General features: G+C 72.8%; 16 protein-coding genes. 6 read left to right on the forward strand and 10 right to left on the reverse strand.

Annotated elements, in window-relative coordinates; translation table 11 throughout:
- The first annotated feature begins 43 nt into the window (after positions 1–43).
- Positions 44–961: an SDR family oxidoreductase gene (locus tag ACN267_RS27755; protein WP_421489994.1), complete on the forward strand. Its 918-nt coding sequence runs from the start codon at positions 44–46 to the stop codon at positions 959–961.
- On the opposite strand, the gene ACN267_RS27760 is transcribed toward ACN267_RS27755, so the two are convergent.
- Positions 952–1947: a helix-turn-helix transcriptional regulator gene (locus ACN267_RS27760; RefSeq protein ID WP_204957589.1), complete on the reverse strand. Its 996-nt coding sequence runs from the start codon at positions 1945–1947 to the stop codon at positions 952–954. The genes ACN267_RS27755 and ACN267_RS27760 overlap by 10 nt on opposite strands.
- A 99-nt stretch (positions 1948–2046) precedes the next feature.
- On the opposite strand from ACN267_RS27760, the gene ACN267_RS27765 reads away from it, so the two are divergent.
- Entirely contained in the window at positions 2047–2826 is a 780-nt protein-coding gene (locus ACN267_RS27765; RefSeq protein ID WP_421490516.1) for an EI24 domain-containing protein, read from the forward strand.
- A 52-nt stretch (positions 2827–2878) separates the two neighbouring features.
- On the opposite strand, the gene ACN267_RS27770 is transcribed toward ACN267_RS27765, so the two are convergent.
- From ACN267_RS27770 to ACN267_RS27800, 7 genes are all read right to left on the reverse strand, one after another.
- Positions 2879–3928, reverse strand: a complete 1050-nt coding sequence (locus ACN267_RS27770; protein WP_421489995.1) for a GNAT family N-acetyltransferase — start codon at positions 3926–3928, stop codon at positions 2879–2881.
- 444 nt (positions 3929–4372) lie between these two features.
- Complete coding sequence (locus ACN267_RS27775; protein WP_421489996.1) at positions 4373–5380, reverse strand: LacI family DNA-binding transcriptional regulator; 1008 nt, start codon at positions 5378–5380, stop codon at positions 4373–4375.
- A gap of 19 nt (positions 5381–5399) precedes the next feature.
- Positions 5400–6779, reverse strand: coding sequence for a GH1 family beta-glucosidase (locus ACN267_RS27780; protein ID WP_204957593.1), 1380 nt, complete (start codon positions 6777–6779; stop codon positions 5400–5402).
- Positions 6780–6837: 58 nt separating this feature from the next.
- Positions 6838–7671: a carbohydrate ABC transporter permease gene (locus ACN267_RS27785; RefSeq protein ID WP_088646087.1), complete on the reverse strand. Its 834-nt coding sequence runs from the start codon at positions 7669–7671 to the stop codon at positions 6838–6840.
- Positions 7668–8654 carry a carbohydrate ABC transporter permease gene (locus ACN267_RS27790; RefSeq protein WP_204957594.1) on the reverse strand — a complete coding sequence of 329 codons (987 nt, stop codon included), beginning with the start codon at positions 8652–8654 and terminating at the stop codon, positions 7668–7670. Before ACN267_RS27790 ends, ACN267_RS27785 begins: the two co-directional genes overlap by 4 nt.
- Positions 8655–8775: 121 nt before the next feature.
- The gene (locus ACN267_RS27795) at positions 8776–10083 is read right to left on the reverse strand and encodes an ABC transporter substrate-binding protein (RefSeq protein WP_421489997.1); all 1308 of its coding nucleotides are present in this window, start codon (positions 10081–10083) and stop codon (positions 8776–8778) included.
- Positions 10084–10375: 292 nt separating this feature from the next.
- The gene (locus ACN267_RS27800) at positions 10376–11137 is read right to left on the reverse strand and encodes a maleylpyruvate isomerase family mycothiol-dependent enzyme (RefSeq protein ID WP_421489998.1); all 762 of its coding nucleotides are present in this window, start codon (positions 11135–11137) and stop codon (positions 10376–10378) included.
- A 71-nt stretch (positions 11138–11208) separates the two neighbouring features.
- On the opposite strand from ACN267_RS27800, the gene ACN267_RS27805 reads away from it, so the two are divergent.
- The gene (locus ACN267_RS27805) at positions 11209–12300 is read left to right on the forward strand and encodes a UDP-N-acetylmuramate dehydrogenase (protein WP_204957597.1); all 1092 of its coding nucleotides are present in this window, start codon (positions 11209–11211) and stop codon (positions 12298–12300) included.
- 390 nt (positions 12301–12690) lie between these two features.
- Here ACN267_RS27805 and ACN267_RS27810 read toward each other — a convergent pair whose 3' ends face one another.
- Positions 12691–13488: a class I SAM-dependent methyltransferase gene (locus ACN267_RS27810; RefSeq protein WP_421489999.1), complete on the reverse strand. Its 798-nt coding sequence runs from the start codon at positions 13486–13488 to the stop codon at positions 12691–12693.
- A 6-nt stretch (positions 13489–13494) separates the two neighbouring features.
- Entirely contained in the window at positions 13495–14262 is a 768-nt protein-coding gene (locus ACN267_RS27815) for an SDR family oxidoreductase (RefSeq protein ID WP_421490000.1), read from the reverse strand.
- 182 nt (positions 14263–14444) lie between these two features.
- Between ACN267_RS27815 and mshA the strand changes: the two genes are divergently transcribed.
- The 3 genes from mshA to ACN267_RS27830 all read left to right on the forward strand — a co-directional run bounded on the left by mshA (position 14445) and on the right by ACN267_RS27830 (position 17226).
- A complete protein-coding gene (mshA, locus tag ACN267_RS27820; protein ID WP_281902571.1) occupies positions 14445–15809 on the forward strand; it encodes a D-inositol-3-phosphate glycosyltransferase in 1365 nt (454 codons plus the stop codon).
- A gap of 60 nt (positions 15810–15869) precedes the next feature.
- Positions 15870–16385: a YbjN domain-containing protein gene (locus tag ACN267_RS27825; RefSeq protein ID WP_204957601.1), complete on the forward strand. Its 516-nt coding sequence runs from the start codon at positions 15870–15872 to the stop codon at positions 16383–16385.
- 76 nt (positions 16386–16461) lie between these two features.
- Positions 16462–17226: a hypothetical protein gene (locus ACN267_RS27830; RefSeq protein WP_281902573.1), complete on the forward strand. Its 765-nt coding sequence runs from the start codon at positions 16462–16464 to the stop codon at positions 17224–17226.
- The last annotated feature ends 6 nt before the right edge of the window (positions 17227–17232 follow it).

Raw genomic sequence — 17232 nt, forward strand, 5'->3', positions numbered from 1 at the left:
AACCGGACTTCGGTTGTCAGGTATCACTGCCACCCTCGACGGTATGACGACGACACCGTTGGACGGAAAGGTCGCGCTGGTGGCCGGCGCGACCCGGGGCGCGGGCCGGCAGATCGCCATCCAGCTCGGCGCGGCCGGGGCGACGGTCTACGCCACCGGCCGCAGCAGCCGGGCCGGCCGCTCCGAGCTGGACCGTCCCGAGACCATCGAGGAGACCGCCGAGCTGGTCACCGCCGCCGGGGGCACCGGCGTCGCGGTCCGGGTCGACCACCTCGTGCCCGAGCAGGTACGCGACCTGGTGGCCCGGATCGACGCCGAACAGGGCCGGCTCGACGTGCTGGTCAACGACGTGTGGGGGGCCGACCCGCTGATCACCTGGGAGAAGCCGGTCTGGGAGCAACCGCTGGACGCCGGGTTCCACACCCTGCGGCTGGCGGTGGACACCCACATCGTCACCAGCCACTTCGCGTTGCCGCTGCTGATCCGCCGCCCCGGCGGGCTGGTCGTCGAGATCGGCGACGGCACCCGGGCGTACAACGACACGCACTACCGGCTGTCGGTCTTCTACGACCTGGCGAAGGTGTCGGTGACCCGGCTCGCGTACAGCTGGGGGCACGAGCTGGCACCGCACGGGTGCACCGCCGTGGCGCTCACCCCCGGCTGGATCCGGTCCGAGGCGATGCTGGAGCACTTCGGGGTGACCGAGGAGACCTGGCGCGACGGCGCGGCGAAGGACCCGCACTTCGTCATCTCGGAGACGCCGGCCTTCGTCGGGCGCGCGGTCGTCGCCCTGGCCGCCGACGCCGACCGGGCCCGCTGGAACCAGGCGTCCGTCTCGGCCGGCGAACTGGCCCGGGTGTACGGCTTCACCGACCTCGACGGCAGCCGCCCGGACGCCTTCCGCTACCTCAGCGAGGTGGTCGAGGCGGACCGGCCCGCCGACCCCACCGGCTACCGCTGATCCGGGGGCCCGGGGGCGACGCCGTAGAGGGTGGCTGAGCGGGCCGCCGCGTCGACCAGGCGGGCCCGTAGCTCCGGCGGGTCGAGCACCTCCGCCTCCGGACCGAAGGCGAGCAGCTGGGCGTACGCCACCTCGACGGACTCGACGGGCAGCCGGGTCACCACCCACCCCTGCCCGTCGGGTGCGCCGGCCGCGGCCAGCGCCTCCTCGTACGCGAAGGGGGTGTCGGCGAGGAACCGCAGCCGGCGCAGGCCGACGGGGCTGACCCGCACGGTGACCCGCTCGGCGAGCATGCCCCGCAGGAACGCCTCGGCCTGCTCCCGCCAGTAGCCGCCCAGGTCGAAACCGTCGTCCCGGACGAACGTCGCCGGGTCGGGCACGACGTCGACCACCCGGTCCACCCGGTAGGTACGCATCGCGTCACCGACCCGGCCGACGAGATACCAGGTGCCGCTCTTGAGCACCAACCCGTACGGCTCGACCCGCCGGGTCACCTCCCGTTCGCCGCGCCGGTACCGCAGCACCACCACGCCGTCCCGCCACACCGCGCGGGCCAGTTCGGCCAGCCAGCGGGGCGGGGTGGACTCCCGGAACCAGCCGGGCACGTCCAGGTGGAACCGTTGCCCGGTGCGGGCCGGGGCGTCGCGCAGGCTCGGCGGCAACGCGGCGAGCACCTTCAGTTCGGCGGACGCCACCGCGTCGGCCAGTCCCAGGTCACCGGCGGGGCCGGGAAGCCCGGCGAGGAAGAGCGCCTCCGCCTCGTCGCGGGTCAGCCCGGTCAGCCGGGTCCGGTAGCCGCCGAGCAGCCGGTACCCGCCGGCGCGTCCCCGGTCGGCGTAGACCGGCACCCCGGCGGCGGACAATGCCAGCACGTCCCGGTAGACGGTCCGCTCGGACACCTCCAGCTCCCGGGCGAGTTCGGCGGCGGTCATCGTCTCCCGGGCCTGCAACAGCAGCACCAGGGAGATCAACCGGGCGGCGCGCACCCCTGCATCCTGCCGGCCCGACCCGGCGCGCGGCGTCACCGGGTGTCCGGTGGCGATGGCGTACGGCCGATAGGCTCTGCGGTCGTGAACGGACCCCGTATGATCGCCGCGCCGGTGACCGGCGCCACCCGTCGCTTCTTCGGCGGCGTGGGCCTGCTCCTGCGCGGCCTCGGCCTGTACGTCCGCAGCCCGGGGCTGATGCTGCTGGGCGTGGTACCGGCGCTGCTGTCCGCCGCGCTCTTCGTCGCCGCGTTCGCCACCCTGATCTATTTCGTGGACGAGCTGGCGGCGTGGGTGACCCCGTTCGCCGACGACTGGTCGGACACCCCGCGCAGCCTGGTCCGGGTGATCGCCGGGCTGGCCTTCCTCGGGCTCGGCGGGCTGCTCACCGTGGTCGGGTTCACCGCGGTCACCCTGGTCATCGGTGACCCGTTCTACGAGAAGATCTCCGAGCGGGTGGAGGACCGCCTCGGTGGCACCCCCGGCGCGGTGGAGGTGCCGTTCGGGGCGTCGTTGCGGCGCAGCGTCGTCGACTCGCTGCGGCTGATCGGGCTCTCGGTGCTGTTCGGCATCCCGCTGTTCCTGGCCGGTTTCATCCCGGTGGTCGGGCAGACCGTGGTGCCGGTGGTCGGCGCGGCGGTGGGCGGCTGGCTGCTCGCCGTGGAGCTGGTCGGTGCGCCGTTCTCCCGCCGGGGGCTGCGCCTGCCGGATCGGCGGACCCGGCTCAAGGCGGACCGGGCCACCTCGCTCGGCTTCGGCGTGGCGGTCTTCCTGTGTTTCCTGATCCCGCTCGGTGCGGTGCTGGTGATGCCGGCCGCCGTCGCCGGGGCCGCGCTGCTCGCCCGCCGGTCGCTGGGCCAGCACATCGAGGAGAGCTGACCCGTGGCTGCCCGGCGGCCCAGCGGCCCGACGTGCCTGGCCGGACCTGAGGTCAGGGCAGGTCGCGCAGGCAGGACCAGGCGGAGGCCACCGGCCGGTAGCCGAGGCGGGTGTTGACCGCCAGCATCGGCGCGTTGGCCTCGTCGTTGGAGGTGTAGGCCGTGCGTACCCCGCGACCGGCGGCGCGGTGCAGCGCGGCCTGCTTGGTCAGCCGGGCCAGCCGCCGACCCCGGTACTGCGGCCTGGTCGCGGTGAAGTCGGACCACATCCGGTCGCCGTCCCGCTTGACCAGGCTCAGCGCGACCAGCGTGCCGTCGACCTCGGCGACCGTGCCGGCTTCCCGGTCCAGTCCCGGGTTGTCCCAGCACTCCGACCGCCACAGGGAGTAGCTGGTCGCGTCCACCGGCACGTCGCCCGGCTCGCCCACCGCGGCGGCGGCGTCGAGGAGGTGGACCTGGTACGGGTCGAGCCCGGCGAGGGGGAGCAGGCGTACCCCGGCGGGCGGCTCGGGCATCGGCGGAGCCGGGTGGAGGTCGAGCGCCGAGTAGCGCAGCTCCCGGCTGGGGGTGAACCCGTGCCGGCGGGCGTACGGCAGGGAGTCGGTCTGCACCCAGGTGCGCACCCGACGGACCCGCAGCGAGCACAGGTGGTCCAGTGCGGCGGTGAGCAACGCGGTGCCGATGCCCCGGCCCCGGTGCTCCGGGTGCACGTGCAGCGTGGAGACGTCCCCGAAGTCCGGCACCGAGGTGTGCGCGTTCCGGTAGGCCGAGGCCCAGCCGACGATCAGGCCGTCCGCCTCGACCACCCAGGCCGTCCAGTCCTCCTCGGGCGGCGGTTGGGCGATCATCTGCCGGGTCGACGCGATGCCCCGCACCAGGTACGGATGGACCAGCGAGCGCAGCGCCACCACGCCGGGCGCGTCGTCGGGCTGTGCGGTGCGGATGCGCCACCCCGCGCCCGGCTGCCCGGTGGACCGCGCGGAGGGGCCGTGGGCGGGCGGGACCGAGGGCCGGCGCTGCTCGGCGGTGCCGGTCGGTGCGGTGGGTCCGGTCGGCTCGGCGGTGCCGGTCGGCGCGGGCGGCGATGCGGCAGCGTCAGGCATGCCCGCGAGCGTAGGCGCGGGCCGGTGTGGCGGGCGACGGCTTTTCCGCACCCAGATGCTCGCTACTCTGAGCGACGGCAGCCCCCGGATCGGCCCTTCTTCACCCTCCGTGACTTCAGGCTCGCCCCGACATGTCACCCTCGCTTCCTTTGCTCTGCTGCCGTGGAAGCGACAGAAGCCTGAGCTGCTGTTTCACTGCGGACACTCGGCGGTCGTCGCATCAGCCCGGTCACGCTAGGTACCTGTCGCGCGGATGGCAGCAGAGCAAAGCGGCTGAGCGGGAGAGGTGGAGGGTCGACGAAATATCGCTGAGAGTGACGAGGTTGTCGATGTTCAACCGTCGGGTGCGGTGCCCGGAAGGGCTCGCGGCAGCACAGTGGGCGGACGGCACCGTGGGTGGGAGCGCGGCGGGCAGGGAGCGCGGCGGACGGGACCGGGGCGGGGTCAGGCGGACTGCCTGATCACCAGCTCCGTCGGCAGCACCACCGCCCGCTCCACCTCCGCACCATCGGCCAGGGCCAGCAGCAGCCGGGTCATCTTCCGGCCCAGTTCGACGATCGGCTGCCGCACGGTGGTCAGCGGCGGCTCGGTGTAGGCGGCCGTCTCGATGTCGTCGAAGCCGATCACCGCGACGTCGTCCGGCACCCGCCGGCCCGCCTCGTGCAGCGCCCGCAGGGCCGCGTGCGCCATCAGGTCGGAGGCGGCGAAGACCGCGTCCAGATCGGGGTACGCGGCGAGCAGCCGACGCATCGCGAGGGTCCCCGACTCGCGGGTGAAGTCGCCGTACTCGATCATCTGGGGCAGGCCGGCGGCGACCACGGTGTCCCGGTAGCCGGCGAGGCGTTCGATGCCGGCGACCATGTCCTGCGGGCCGGCGATGGTGGCGATCCGGCGACGACCGTTGTCGATCAGGTAGCGGGTCGCCGTGGCGACCCCGCCGATGTGGTCCACGTCGATGTAGGGCACGTCGGCGGCGTCCAGCGGCCGGCCGCTGCACACCACCGGGATGCCGAGGCGGGCGAGCCGGCCGGGCAGCGGATCCTCCCCGTGCAGCGAGGCGAACAGCACCCCGTCGACGTGCCGGCCGGTGGTGTAGCGGGCGACCCGGTCGTGCCCGGCGGGCGAGCCGGCGAGCATCAGCACCAGCTGCTTGTCGGCCGCCTCCAGTTCCTGGGCAGCGCCCCGGATGAGCCCGGGGAAGACCTGGTCGTCGGAGAAGACCCGGGTGGCTGCCTCCGGCAGCACCAGGGCGACCGAGTCGGTCCGCTGGGTGACCAGGCTGCGGGCGGCCAGGTTCGGCACGTACCCCAGCTCGGCCACCGCCCGACGGACCGCCTCCTGGATCGGTTCGGCGACCGTGGTGGAACCGTTCACCACCCGGGAGACCGTCGCCCGGGAGACGCCGGCCTGCCGGGCGACCTCCTCCAGGGTGGGCCGCTGTGCCGCCGTCATACCCGCCACCACCACCTCGTCACAGCCCGTTCCGGGAGATCACCTCCTGGTACCACCGGGCGCTCGACTTCGGGGTGCGCCGCTGGTTCAGATAGTCGACGTGGACGATCCCGAACCGCTTCCGATAGCCCTCGGCCCACTCGAAGTTGTCCAGCAACGACCATACGAGATAGCCGCGCAGGTCGACGCCGCGGGAGATGGCCTCGTGCGCGGCCCGTAGGTGCCCGTCCAGGTAGGCGATCCGGTCGGCGTCGTGGATCCGGCCCGCCGCGTCGGCCGCCGGGCTGCTGCCGTCGTCGGGGAACGCGCCACCGTTCTCGGTGATCATCAGCGGGAGCCCCGGGTAGTCGGCGGCGAGCCGCACCAGCAGCCGGGTCAGCCCGGCCGGCTCGATCTGCCAGCCCATGTCGGACACCGGCCCGGTGGCGGGCAGGAACTCCACCGCCCCCTCGGTGCCCGGGTAGGCGCTGCTGCCCGCCCCGTCCGGGCGGCCCGCGACGTAGGTGGGTGAGTAGTAGTTGATCCCGAGCAGGTCCAGCGGCGCGGCGATGATCTTCTCGTCGCCGTCCCGGACGAACGTGGGCTCCACCATCCGGGCCACGTGTTCGAGCATGTCGGCCGGGTAGCCGGCGCCGGTCAGCGGGTCCAGGAAGATCCGGTTCTGGAGGCCGTCGACCAGACGTACCGCGGCGGCGTCGGCGGCGCTGGCCGGGTCGGCCGGCGCGACGTCCGCCGGATTGAGGGTGATCCCGACCGTCCGCGCGCCCGCCGCCCGCAGCGCCCGCGCCGCCAGCCCGTGCCCCAGCAGCAGATGGTGTACGGCCCGGAACGCCGCCCCGGCGTCCCGCTCGCCGGGAGCGTGCACCCCGTTGCCGTAACCCAGGTAGGCCGAGCACCACGGCTCGTTGAGTGTCGTCCAGGTGCGGATGCGGTCGCCGAGCCGGGCGTGCACCGCCAGGGCGTAGTCGGCGAAGTGTTCGGCGGTCTCCCGACTGGCCCAGCCGCCCCGGTCCTGCAAAGCCTGCGGCAGGTCCCAGTGGTAGAGCGTGACGATCGGGTCGATGCCCCGGTCGAGCAGCGCATCGGTCAACCGGTCGTAGAAGTCCAGGCCGCGCGGGTTGACCGGGCCGGTGCCGTCCGGCCTGATCCGGGGCCAGGCCACCGAGAACCGGTACGCGGCCAGCCCCAGCTCGGCCATCAGCGCCACGTCGTCGGCGTACCTGTGGTAGTGGTCGCAGGCGACGTCACCGGTGTGCCCGGCGAACACCTTGCCCGGCGTACGGCTGAAGGTGTCCCAGATGGACTCGCCGCGACCGTCGTCGCGGGCCGCCCCCTCGATCTGGTACGCGGCGGTCGCCGCGCCCCACACGAAGCCCTCCGGAAATCGAACATCGTTCACGCGGCCTTCTCCTTCGTTCGCGACTGCGGGGCTCGCAAACCCGGCTCACTCCTCGCGCTCACGCCTTAACCGCACCTTCCATGATGCCGCCGATGATCTGGCGACCGAACACGACGAACACCAGCAGCAGCGGCAGCGTCGCGATCGCCGTGCCGGTGAACACCTGCGACATGTCCTGGTAGTAACCGTCGGAGAGGGCCCGTAGCGACAACTGCACGGTGGGGTTCTCCGGGTCGTTGAGCACAGCGTACGGCCAGAGGAAGTCGTTCCAGGTCGTCATGAACGTGAGCAGGCCGAGGACGGCGGCGGCGGGGCGCAGCGCGGGCAGCACCACGTTCCAGTAGATCCGCAGCGTGTGGCAGCCGTCGACCCGGGCCGCCTCGATCAGCTCGGTGCTGACCGCCTGGGCCGCGTACTGGCGCATCATGAACACGCCGAACCCGGTGACCAGGGCCGGGACGATCACCGCCGGCAGCCGGTCGTTCCAGTTCAGCTTGGTCATCAGCAGGTACAGCGGGATGACCCCGAGCTGGGTGGGCACCATCATGGTGGCGACGATGACCATGAGCAGGGCGTTGCGGCCCCGGAACCGCAGCTTGGCGAAGGCGAACCCGGCCAGCGTGGAGAAGAGCACCACCGAGAAGGTGACGCTGACCGCGACGATCGTCGAGTTGACCAGGCCGGTGAGGAAGTGCGCGTCGGGGTTGGCGAACAGCCGGGTGATGTTCGCACCGAGGTTGCCGCCGGGGGTGAGCGGTGGCGGCACCTGGCCCATCGCGTCGCTGCTGCGGCTGGCGACCACGAACATCCAGTAGATCGGGAAGATCGACAGCAGGGCGGTGAGCGTCAGCGCCGGGTAGGTGAGCCGGCCGGCCGACCAGATGCGGGTCATCGGTCCCCCTTGCGGGCGCCGCCGCCGAGCCGGCGCAGGATCAGTACGTTGATCGCCGCGACCACCGCGATCAGGGCGAAGAGCAGCCAGGCGACGGCTGAGCCGTAGCCGAAGTTGTAGTGCGGGGCGAAGGCGTTCTCGAACATGTACATGGTCATCGTCTGGGACTCGCGCAGCGGCCCGCCCCGGATCGCGTTGGTGCCGGAGTTGAACAGCCGGGGCTCGGTGAACAGTTGCAGCCCACCGATGGTGGAGATGATCACCGCGAAGATGATCGTGGGCTTGAGCAGCGGCACGGTGATCGACCAGAACTGCCGGGCCCGGCCGGCCCCGTCGATGGAGGCAGACTCGTACAGGTCGCGGGGGATGGCCTGCATGGCGGCCAGGAAGATCAACGCGTTGTAGCCGGTCCACCGCCAGTCGACCATGGCGGAGATCGCCGTCCAGGCGGCGAACCGGTTCGCCTTCCAGTCGATCGCGTCGACGCCGACCAGGTCGAGCAGCCAGTTGATCATGCCGAACTCGCGGCCGAACAGCACCGCGAAGACGATCGCCACCGCCGCCGTCGAGGTGACGTTGGGCACCAGCACCGCCATCCGCCAGGTGGTCCGCGCCCGCAGCCGCCGGTTGAGCAGATTGGCCAGCCAGAGGGCGGCGAGCAGCTGCGGCACCGTGGAGATGACGAAGATGCCCAGCGTGTTCACCACCGAGTTCCAGAAGTCGGCGTCGGCCAGCAGCTGGGTGTAGTTCTGCGCGCCCACGAAGGCCGGGTCCACCCCCAACAGGTCCCAGTCGTGCAGCGACACCCAGAACGTGTACGCCAGCGGATAGAGCCCGAAGACCGCGAAGAGCAGGAAGAACGGCGTCACGTACAGGTAGGGCGAGTACCTGACGTCGAGCCGGGCCAACCGGTGCCCCCGCTCCGGCGGTCTGCTCCGGGTCGTCACCGCACCCGGCGGCGGACCGTCAACCTGAACAACCATCTCCCGCAGCTCCCTCTCTCCGCGCCCACCCGGTCCCCGCCTGCCGGGTCCGTCCGGGGCGGGGTGGCGGCGTCCCGGCGTGCTGACCCCGCCACCTCGCCCCCGGACGGACCCGGGCGGGTTACTTGGCGGCGGCCTTCTTCGCGTTGGCGGTGGCGTCGGCCCAGCCCTGGGCGGGGTTGCGCTGGCCCAGTTCGACGGTGCGCACGGCGTTCTCCACCTCGGTGCGGACGGCCTGGTTCTTCGGCCCCATGTAGACCGGCTTGAGGCTCTTCGCGCCGGCGGCGAAGATCGTGCCGACCGGGGCGTCGGAGAAGTACGCGTTGGTCGAGTTGACGATCGCCGGGTCGTCGAGCGCCTGCGGGGACGACGGCAGCGGCCCCTTCTCCTGGAACGCGCCGATCTGGCCCTTGGCGCTGGTCAGGAACTTGGCCAGCTCGATCGCCTCGGCCTGGTGCCGGCTCTGCTTCGGCACCGCCAGGTAGGAGCCGCCCCAGTTGCCGCCGCTGCCGGGCACCTGGGCGATGTCCCACTTGCCCTTGGCGTCCGGGCCGGCGTTGCCCTCGATCACCCCGGTCATCCAGGCCGGGCACGCGATGGTGGCGAACTTGGCCTGCTTGAAGGCCGACACCCACTCCTCCGACCAGGCCCCGTACCGGCCGGAGAGGCCGGAGTCGATGATGTCGACGGTGGTGTCGTACGCCTGGCGTACCGCCGGGTTGCTGTCGACCACCAGCTTGTCGGCGGTGTCGTAGTAGCTGTAGCCGGTGGTGTTGCCGGCGGTCTGCAACAGGATGGTGTTGAAGGTGTTGGTGGCGGCGTCGAGGAAGGCCGCGCCGGTGTTCTTCGCCGTGAACTGCTCGCCGACCCGCACGTAGTCCTGCCAGGTGGGCCAGAGCTCGGACACGGCCTCCCGGTCGGTGGGCAGGCCGGCGGCGGCGAAGAGGTCCTTGCGGTAGCAGATCGCCATCCCGCCGACGTCGGTGCCGAGGCCGATGAGCTGCTTGCCGTCGGCGGTCAGCCCGCCGTTCCACTTCCACTCCAGGAAGTTGCCCTTGAGCTCGGCGGCCCCGTGGTCGAGCAGGTTGACGAAGTTCTGCGGGTTTGCCTTGTACTCGACCAGCAGCCCCTCCTCGATGGCGACCACGTCACCGGCGCCCTTGCCGGCGGCGAGCCACTGGGTGAGCTTGGGGGAGTACTCGTCGAGGTTGCCGCCGGTGCCCCGCTCGACGATCTTGACGCCGGGGTGGTCGGCCTCGTACTGCCGGTAGAGCTTCTCGTAGCCGAACTGGCCGAACACGTCGACGGTCAGCGTGACCGGGCCGCCGTCGGCGGCCTCGTCGTCGCCGCCGCAGGCGGTGGTGCCGAGCAACGCGGTGACGGTGACCAGGGCGACCGCCGTGAGGCGGCGGCGGGAGATGACACCCATGGGTCGGGACCCCTCTCAGGTCGGGTGGTGGGGTGTGGACCTGCGTATGAGCGGGCCGCGCGGATCGTCGGCCCGGATTCGATCTCGATGAGAGAGCGCTCTCACGACAGGGTGGTAGGTCGATGGGTTCCTGTCAAGAGAGCGCTCTCTCGAACCTCGTCGCGGATGCCGGGGCCGGCCGTCCCGGGGTCTGCACCGCAACGCCGGAAGCAGCCGCCCGGAAACGCCGAGAGCGGCCGTCCCGGGTGGGACGGCCGCTCTCGGTACGGCGACGCGCGGTCGCGGGTGGGCGTCAGCCGACGCGCAGGCCCTCCAGCAGGGAACGGTCCCCCGCAACGCCGAGGGTGTCGAAGCTGACCCGGCCCCACAGCGCCAGCAGCAGGTCGCTCGCCGACCCGGTGACCTGCACCCGGGCGTGGTGGTCGTCGTGCCCGAAGACCGTCGCGGTGTCCAGCAGGGCCACCCCCTCGCCGCGCATCCGCAGGTACCAGTCCTGGGCGGCGTCGGTCGCGGTCAGGTGCACCACCCCCTGCCACTGCCCCCGGTTGCGCCGACGGCCGGACGGCAGCCAGGTGTCCAGCACCTCGCTGACCCCGTCGGCGGCGAGCTTCGCCTCGATCGGGTCACCGGCGGCGATGGCGAGCTGGGCATCCCACCTGTGCACGGCGGTCTCGTGCGCCATCCGCCGGGGCCAGAACCCGGCCTTCTTCGGCTGCGGCGCCCAGTTCCACGCCGGGGCCTCCGGGTCGAGCGCGTCGAACAGGGTCATCAGCTGGTCGTACTGGTACTGCCAGAGCTGGAGGGGGGACACACCGGCGGGCATCTCGGCGGTGTCGTCGGGGCGGGCCGGCTGGGCGGTGTCCCCGGAGCCGACGAAGGAGTGCACCCAGTGGTAGAGGCCGGCCAGGTGCAGGGTCAGGTCCGCCACCGTCCACCCCGGGCAGGACAGCACCGGTGTCTCCGGCGGGGCCTCGGCGACGGCCGCGGCGAACGCCGGGCCGTCGACCCGGAGCGCTCCCATCCAGAAGTCCTTCGTGGCGTGCAGTCTGCTCATCGCAAATCCTCCCCGGGGTGACCCGGCGACCAGTGGGTGCCGCGGCTACCCCTCAGCCTAGGGTGAAAGGCGTGTCAGACGTCTACGCCAAACCGACAACGGACGCCGAACCCGCCGATCCGGCCGCCCTGGCGGAATACACCACCCTGCGCCTCGGTGGCCCCGCCGCCCGCTGCGTCGCCGCCACCAGCGCCGACGAGATCGTCCACCGGGTCCGCGAGGCGCACCGGCGCGACGAGCCGGTGCTGGTCCTCGCCGGCGGCAGCAACGTGGTCGTCGGGGACGCCGGCTTCCCCGGCACCGTCGTGCTGATCCGGTCGCGGGGCTTCGCCGTGGTCGCCGAGGACACCGACACCGTCACCGTACGGGTCGAAGCCGGCGAACCCTGGGACGACCTCGTCGCCGCCACCGTCGGCAACGGCTGGTCCGGCCTGGAGTGCCTCTCCGGCATCCCCGGCTCGGCCGGCGCCACCCCCATCCAGAACGTCGGCGCGTACGGCCAGGAGGTCGCCGAACGGATCACCGGCGTCCAGGTGTACGACCGCGCCGAGGACCGGCTCACCACCGTCGCCGCCGCCGACTGCGGCTTCGCGTACCGGGGCAGCATCTTCAAGTACAGCGACCGCTGGGTGGTGCTCTCGGTCGACTTCCGACTGGACCGTTCGCCGCTGTCCGGGCCGGTCCGCTACGCCGAACTGGCCCGCTCGCTCGGCGTCGAGGTCGGCGACCGGGTGCCGCTGGCCGCCGCCCGGGACACGGTGCTGACCCTGCGCGCCGGCAAGGGCATGGTGCTCGACACCGCCGACCCGGACACCTGGTCGGTCGGCTCGTTCTTCACCAACCCGGTGCTCGACCGGGCGGCGTACGACCTGCTGCGCGAGCGTGCCGCCGACATCGGCGAGCCCCCTTCCTGGCCCTGCCCGGGTGACCTGGTGAAGGTCAGCGCCGCCTGGCTGATCGACAAGGCGGGCTTCGCCAAGGGGCATCCCGGGCCGGGCGGCACCGCCATCTCCGGCAAGCACACCCTGGCCCTGACCAACCACAGCGGCACCGCCCGCACCGCCGACCTGATCGCCCTCGCCCGGGAGATCCGCGACGGCGTGCACACCCGCTTCGCCGTCCCCCTCCACCCCGAACCCGTCCTCATCAACTGCACCCTCTGACCCCCCCTGCCCCGCCCCGCGCCGCGTCCGCGCTCGTGTCCGCCCGTGTTGATCAAGAGCTTTACGTCATCCCTGCCCGCCCCCATGACGCAAACCTCTTGATCGCCGGGCCCCACCCTCGGCGGGACGGGTGGCGTTGAGGTGGTCGGTGGTCGGTGGTCGGCGAGCGTGATCAAGAGGTTCGGGTCATTCTCGGGCGGCTGGATGACGTAAACCTCTTGATCACCCCTGCGAGGCCCGTTGGGGCGGGGCAGGTGGGCAGGTGGGTCGGGTGATCAAGAGATTTACGTCAGGCTGCTGATCGAATTTGACGTAAAGTTCTTGATCAACACAAACGGGGCGGGTGGGCGCGGGCGGGGCGGCGCGGGTGGGTGCGGGTGGGGAGTGGGGTCAGGTGGGGGAGATGGTGGGCCAGGGGAGGGTGAGTTCGCCGTGCCGCCAGCGGTGGGGGCGGTCGAGGACGGGCCAGCCGGCGGACCGCAAGGTGCCGACGGCGGTCAGCCACCGTTGGCGGGGACCGAACGGGGCCAGCCCGGCGGCGGCGTGCCAGGCGTTGTCCAGGGCGCGGAGCAGGGCATGGATGCGTTCACCCGGCACGTTGTGGTGGATCAGCGCCTTCGGTAGGCGCTCGGCCAGCTGGGCCGGGCCCTCCAGCGTGGTCAGTTTGGCGGCCAGGGTCAGCGTCCGGGGGCCGGTGGCGTCGATCAGCAGCCAGCCGGCCAGCCGACCCAACTCGTCGCAGGTGCCCTCCACCAGAACCCCGTCCGGGGCGAGCCGGTCGGTGACCGTCCGCCAGGCGTCGGCGACCTCGCGCTCGTCGTACTGGCGGAGCACGTTGAACGCCCGGACCACGGTGGGCCGCAACCCGGCCAGTTCGAAGCCGCCCCGGGCGAACGTCAACCCCGGCGGGTCGGCGGCCGGCGCGGCGGCGGCCACCCGTACCGGATCGATCTCCAGCCCGACCACCCGGACGTCGGCGCGGACCCGGGCGGCCAGCCGGTCGCGCAGTTCGACGGCGGTGACCGGGGTGGCGCCGTAACCGAGGTCCACCACCAGCGGGTCGGCGGCGGCCCGTAACCGGTCACCGCAGGTCTCGACGATCCAGTTGTCGACCCGGCGGAGCCGGTTGGGGTTCGTCGTTCCCCGGGTCACCACCCCTACCGGCCGCTGCCGGCCCCGGTCAGCCATCCCGGGTCACTGCCCGACCCGGTGCACCTTGTGCTGGGCGGCCTGGGCCAGCGGGCGGACCACCAGCCGGTCCACGTTGACGTGGTGCGGGAGGGTGGCGCACCAGGCGACGCACTCGGCGACGTCGGCGGCCACCAGGGGCTGCGCCACCCCGGCGTAGGTGGCGTCGGCCTTCGCCGCGTCCCCGCCGAAGCGGTTCAGGCTGAACTCCTCCGTCCGGACCATCCCGGGGTCGATCTCCACCACCCGGACGGGCCGGCCGCACAGCTCCAACCGTAGGGTGCCCGCCACGGCGGTCTGCGCGTGCTTGGCCGCGCTGTATCCGCCGCCGCCCTCGTACACGGTGAAGCCGGCGGTGGAGGAGACCATCACGACCGTCCCGGCGCCGGAGCGCTCCAGGGCCGGCAGCAGGGCCTGGGTGACCCGCAACGTGCCGAGCACGTTCACGTCGTACATCCACTGCCAGTCGGCGACCGAGCCGGTCTCCACCGGGTCCAGCCCGCGTGCCCCGCCGGCGTTGTTGACCAGGACGGTGACCGGCCCGGGGGCGTCGTCGGCGGCGCGGGCCAGCCCGGCCACCGACTCGTCCGAGGTGACGTCGCAGGCCACGGCGGTGGCGCTGCCGCCGGCCGCCGCGATCTCGGCGACCAGCGCGGCGAGCCGGTCGGTGCGGCGGGCGGCGGCGAGCACGTGGAAACCCTCGGCGGCGAGCCGGCGGGCGGTGGCCGCGCCGATCCCGCTGGACGCCCCGGTGACGATCGCGACAGAGGTCATCACGCCATTCTCACCCTGGCGACGGGACCGGCCGCCCCGGGTCCGGTGATGAGGTCCGTCACGCCCACGGCCCGGGGCGAGGCATTTCCGAAGCCCGATGGGGAAGATTGCATCCGGCGTGCAGGTTGACGGAGGAGCGCCGGTCGTGCGGGACGGCATCAACCCTGACAGAGGGAGCGGACGTGGCGGATCAGCACACCGGTGTCGGGCGTCAGCGAGGTGCCCTGCCGTGGCCCCGGCCCCGCCGGATCGCCACCCTGTCGGTGCACACCTCGCCGTTGCACCAACCGGGCACCGGTGACGCCGGTGGCATGAACGTCTACATCCTGGAGGTCGCCCGGCGGCTCGCCGAGGCGAACGTCGAGGTGGAGATCTTCACCCGGGCCACCTCCGGTGACCTGCCCCCGGTGGTGGAGATGGCCCCCGGCGTGCACGTCCGGCACGTCACCTCCGGCCCGCTGGAGGGGCTGACCAAGGAGGAACTGCCCGGTCAGCTCTGTGCCTTCACCGCCGGGGTGCTGCGGGCCGAGGCGGCCCGCCCGCCGGGCCACTACGACCTGATCCACTCGCACTACTGGCTCTCCGGGCAGGTCGGCTGGCTGGCCAAGGAGCGCTGGGGGGTGCCGTTGGTGCACACCGCGCACACCCTGGCGAAGGTGAAGAACGCCCAGCTCGCCGCCGGCGACCGGCCGGAGCCGAAGGCCCGGGTGATCGGCGAGGAGCAGGTGGTCGCCGAGGCCGACCGGCTGGTCGCGAACACCCGGGCGGAGGCCACCGACCTGGTCGACAGGTACGCCGCCGACCCGGCCCGGGTGGCGGTCGTCGAGCCGGGGGTGGACCTGGCGCGGTTCCGGCCCGTCGTCGGGGACCGGGAGGTCGCCACCCGCGCCGCCCGTCGCCGGCTGGGCCTGCCCACCGATGGGTACGTCGTCGCGTTCGTCGGCCGGATCCAGCCGTTGAAGGCCCCGGACGTGCTGGTCCGCGCGGTCGCCGCGTTGCGGGAGCGCGATCCGGTCCTCGCCGACCAGGTGACCGTGGTGATCTGCGGCGGCCCGAGCGGCAGCGGCCTCGACCGGCCCACCTCGCTGATCGAGCTGGCCGGGTCGTTGGGGGTCGCCGACCGGGTGCGTTTCCTGCCGCCGCGCACCGGTGACGACCTGCCCGCCCTCTACCGGGCGGCCGACCTGGTGGCGGTGCCCTCGCACAACGAGTCGTTCGGGCTGGTGGCCCTGGAGGCGCAGGCCTGCGGCACACCGGTGGTCGCCGCCGCCGTGGGTGGTCTGGTGACCGCCGTCCGGGACCAGGTCAGCGGCGTGCTCGTGCGCGGCCACGACCCGGGCGACTGGGCCCGTACGCTGGCCCGGTTGCTGCCCGACCGGGCCGGCCGGGAGGCGCTGGGCCGGGGGGCTGCCCGGCACGCCCGCAGTTTCTCCTGGGAGCGCACCGTGTCCGGGCTGCTCGCCGTGTACGGCGAGGCGGTCACCGGGCACCGGGAGCGGTTGGCGGCCCGGCTTGCCGACGGGCCGGCGCTCACCGGCTCCTGGTGACGGGGTGCCCCGCCCGGCGTCGTCGGGTGGGGCGGCCACGGCGGCCGTAGAGTGGGTCCGATGAGCGCGAAGAGCGAGCTGGCGGCCCTGATCGAGGCGGTCTGCACCGAACGGGAGCTGGACTGGGAAGCCACCGGTGAGGGCTCGTACGCGGTCACCCTGCCGGGCACCCACAAGCTGAAGACGATCTGCAACCTGATCGTCGGTGAGCACGCGCTGCGGGTCGAGGCGTTCGTGATGCGTCAACCCGACGAGCGGCGTGAGGAGCTGTGGGCGTGGCTGCTGCAACGCAACGCCCGGATGTACGGGGTCGCGTTCTCGATCGACGCGGTCGGGGACGTCTACCTCACCGGGCGGGTCAATCCGTCGGCCGTCGACGCCGACGAGTTGGACCGGCTGCTCGGCTCGGTGCTCAGCTACGCCGACGAGTCCTTCGACACGATGCTGGAGATCGGCTTCGGTAGTTCCATCCGCCGGGAGTGGGAGTGGCGGGTCAAGCGGGGCGAGTCGACGGCGAACCTGGCCGCCTTCGCCCACCTGTTCACCCCGTCGTCAGGTGGTTCGGACCGGTCCTGACGGGTATGCCGCAGCGCTGCGGCGCGGCAGTGTGGGACCCGCCGCAGGCCGAGGACGGACTGTCGAGGAGCGTGTCATGGCTCAGCGGAACAGCTCAGGTCGCGGCGCGACGGCGACCAGGACCACGCGTCAGGCCGGCAACCGGACCCCGAACACGCCGGGCATCTCCGAGTCGGAGATCTCCCGGATGCGGGTCGACGACATCCGGGGTCAACTGCGCCGGCGGGGGGTCTCGGGGATCTCCGCGTTGCGCAAGCCGGAACTGGTGAAGACGCTCGCGCGGACGTTGCGCGCGGAGGGGCGGGCCGGCGGTGCCGCCCGACGCAGCACCGGCCCGTCCGGCCGGGCGCCGGCCCGCAAGACGCCGGCCCGCACGGGCACCGCCGGGGCGGCGAAGGCCACCGCGTCGCGGGCAGCGGCGAAGGCGACGCGGGCGAAGGCGACGCCGGCGAAGGCCGCCCGCGCCACCGGTGTCCGCACCGGGCGGTCCACCTCCCGTTCGGTACGCTCCGCGCAGGTCATCACGTCTCCGGCGGACCGTCCGGAACGTCCGGGCCGGAGCCTGGTGACCACCAACCACCAGGTGATCCGGAACTGGGCCGCGGCCCGGGGGGCAAAGCCGGCGACCATTGCGGGCACCGAGCGCAACGGCCGGCCGGGGGTGCTCACCTTCGACCTGCCTGGTTACCGGGAGAATCGTCGGCTGCGCGTGGTGAGCTGGGACGACTGGTTCCGGACGTTCGACGGCCGCAGGCTGAACCTGATCTTCCAGGAGCAGTTGCGGAACGGCCGGCAGAGCAATTTCTTCCGCACCGAGTCACCCGATCGGGAAGCCGGCTGAGGGGTT

It is taken from the genome of Micromonospora sp. WMMD734 (genome assembly GCF_049178975.1).
GTDB lineage: Bacteria > Actinomycetota > Actinomycetes > Mycobacteriales > Micromonosporaceae > Micromonospora > Micromonospora wenchangensis.

Excerpts from the sequence above, each read along its gene's own strand:
- ACN267_RS27800 (WP_421489998.1), bottom strand. The coding sequence starts at position 11,137 with ATGAGCAGACTGCACGCCACGAAGGACTTCTGGATGGGAGCGCTCCGG.
- ACN267_RS27830 (WP_281902573.1), top strand. The coding sequence starts at position 16,462 with ATGGCTCAGCGGAACAGCTCAGGTCGCGGCGCGACGGCGACCAGGACC.
- ACN267_RS27795 (WP_421489997.1), bottom strand. The coding sequence starts at position 10,083 with ATGGGTGTCATCTCCCGCCGCCGCCTCACGGCGGTCGCCCTGGTCACC.
- ACN267_RS27755 (WP_421489994.1), top strand. The coding sequence starts at position 44 with ATGACGACGACACCGTTGGACGGAAAGGTCGCGCTGGTGGCCGGCGCG.
- ACN267_RS27785 (WP_088646087.1), bottom strand. The coding sequence starts at position 7,671 with ATGACCCGCATCTGGTCGGCCGGCCGGCTCACCTACCCGGCGCTGACG.
- ACN267_RS27790 (WP_204957594.1), bottom strand. The coding sequence starts at position 8,654 with ATGGTTGTTCAGGTTGACGGTCCGCCGCCGGGTGCGGTGACGACCCGG.
- ACN267_RS27825 (WP_204957601.1), top strand. The coding sequence starts at position 15,870 with ATGAGCGCGAAGAGCGAGCTGGCGGCCCTGATCGAGGCGGTCTGCACC.
- ACN267_RS27765 (WP_421490516.1), top strand. The coding sequence starts at position 2,047 with ATGATCGCCGCGCCGGTGACCGGCGCCACCCGTCGCTTCTTCGGCGGC.
- ACN267_RS27815 (WP_421490000.1), bottom strand. The coding sequence starts at position 14,262 with ATGACCTCTGTCGCGATCGTCACCGGGGCGTCCAGCGGGATCGGCGCG.
- ACN267_RS27810 (WP_421489999.1), bottom strand. The coding sequence starts at position 13,488 with ATGGCTGACCGGGGCCGGCAGCGGCCGGTAGGGGTGGTGACCCGGGGA.
- ACN267_RS27770 (WP_421489995.1), bottom strand. The coding sequence starts at position 3,928 with ATGCCTGACGCTGCCGCATCGCCGCCCGCGCCGACCGGCACCGCCGAG.
- ACN267_RS27775 (WP_421489996.1), bottom strand. The coding sequence starts at position 5,380 with ATGACGGCGGCACAGCGGCCCACCCTGGAGGAGGTCGCCCGGCAGGCC.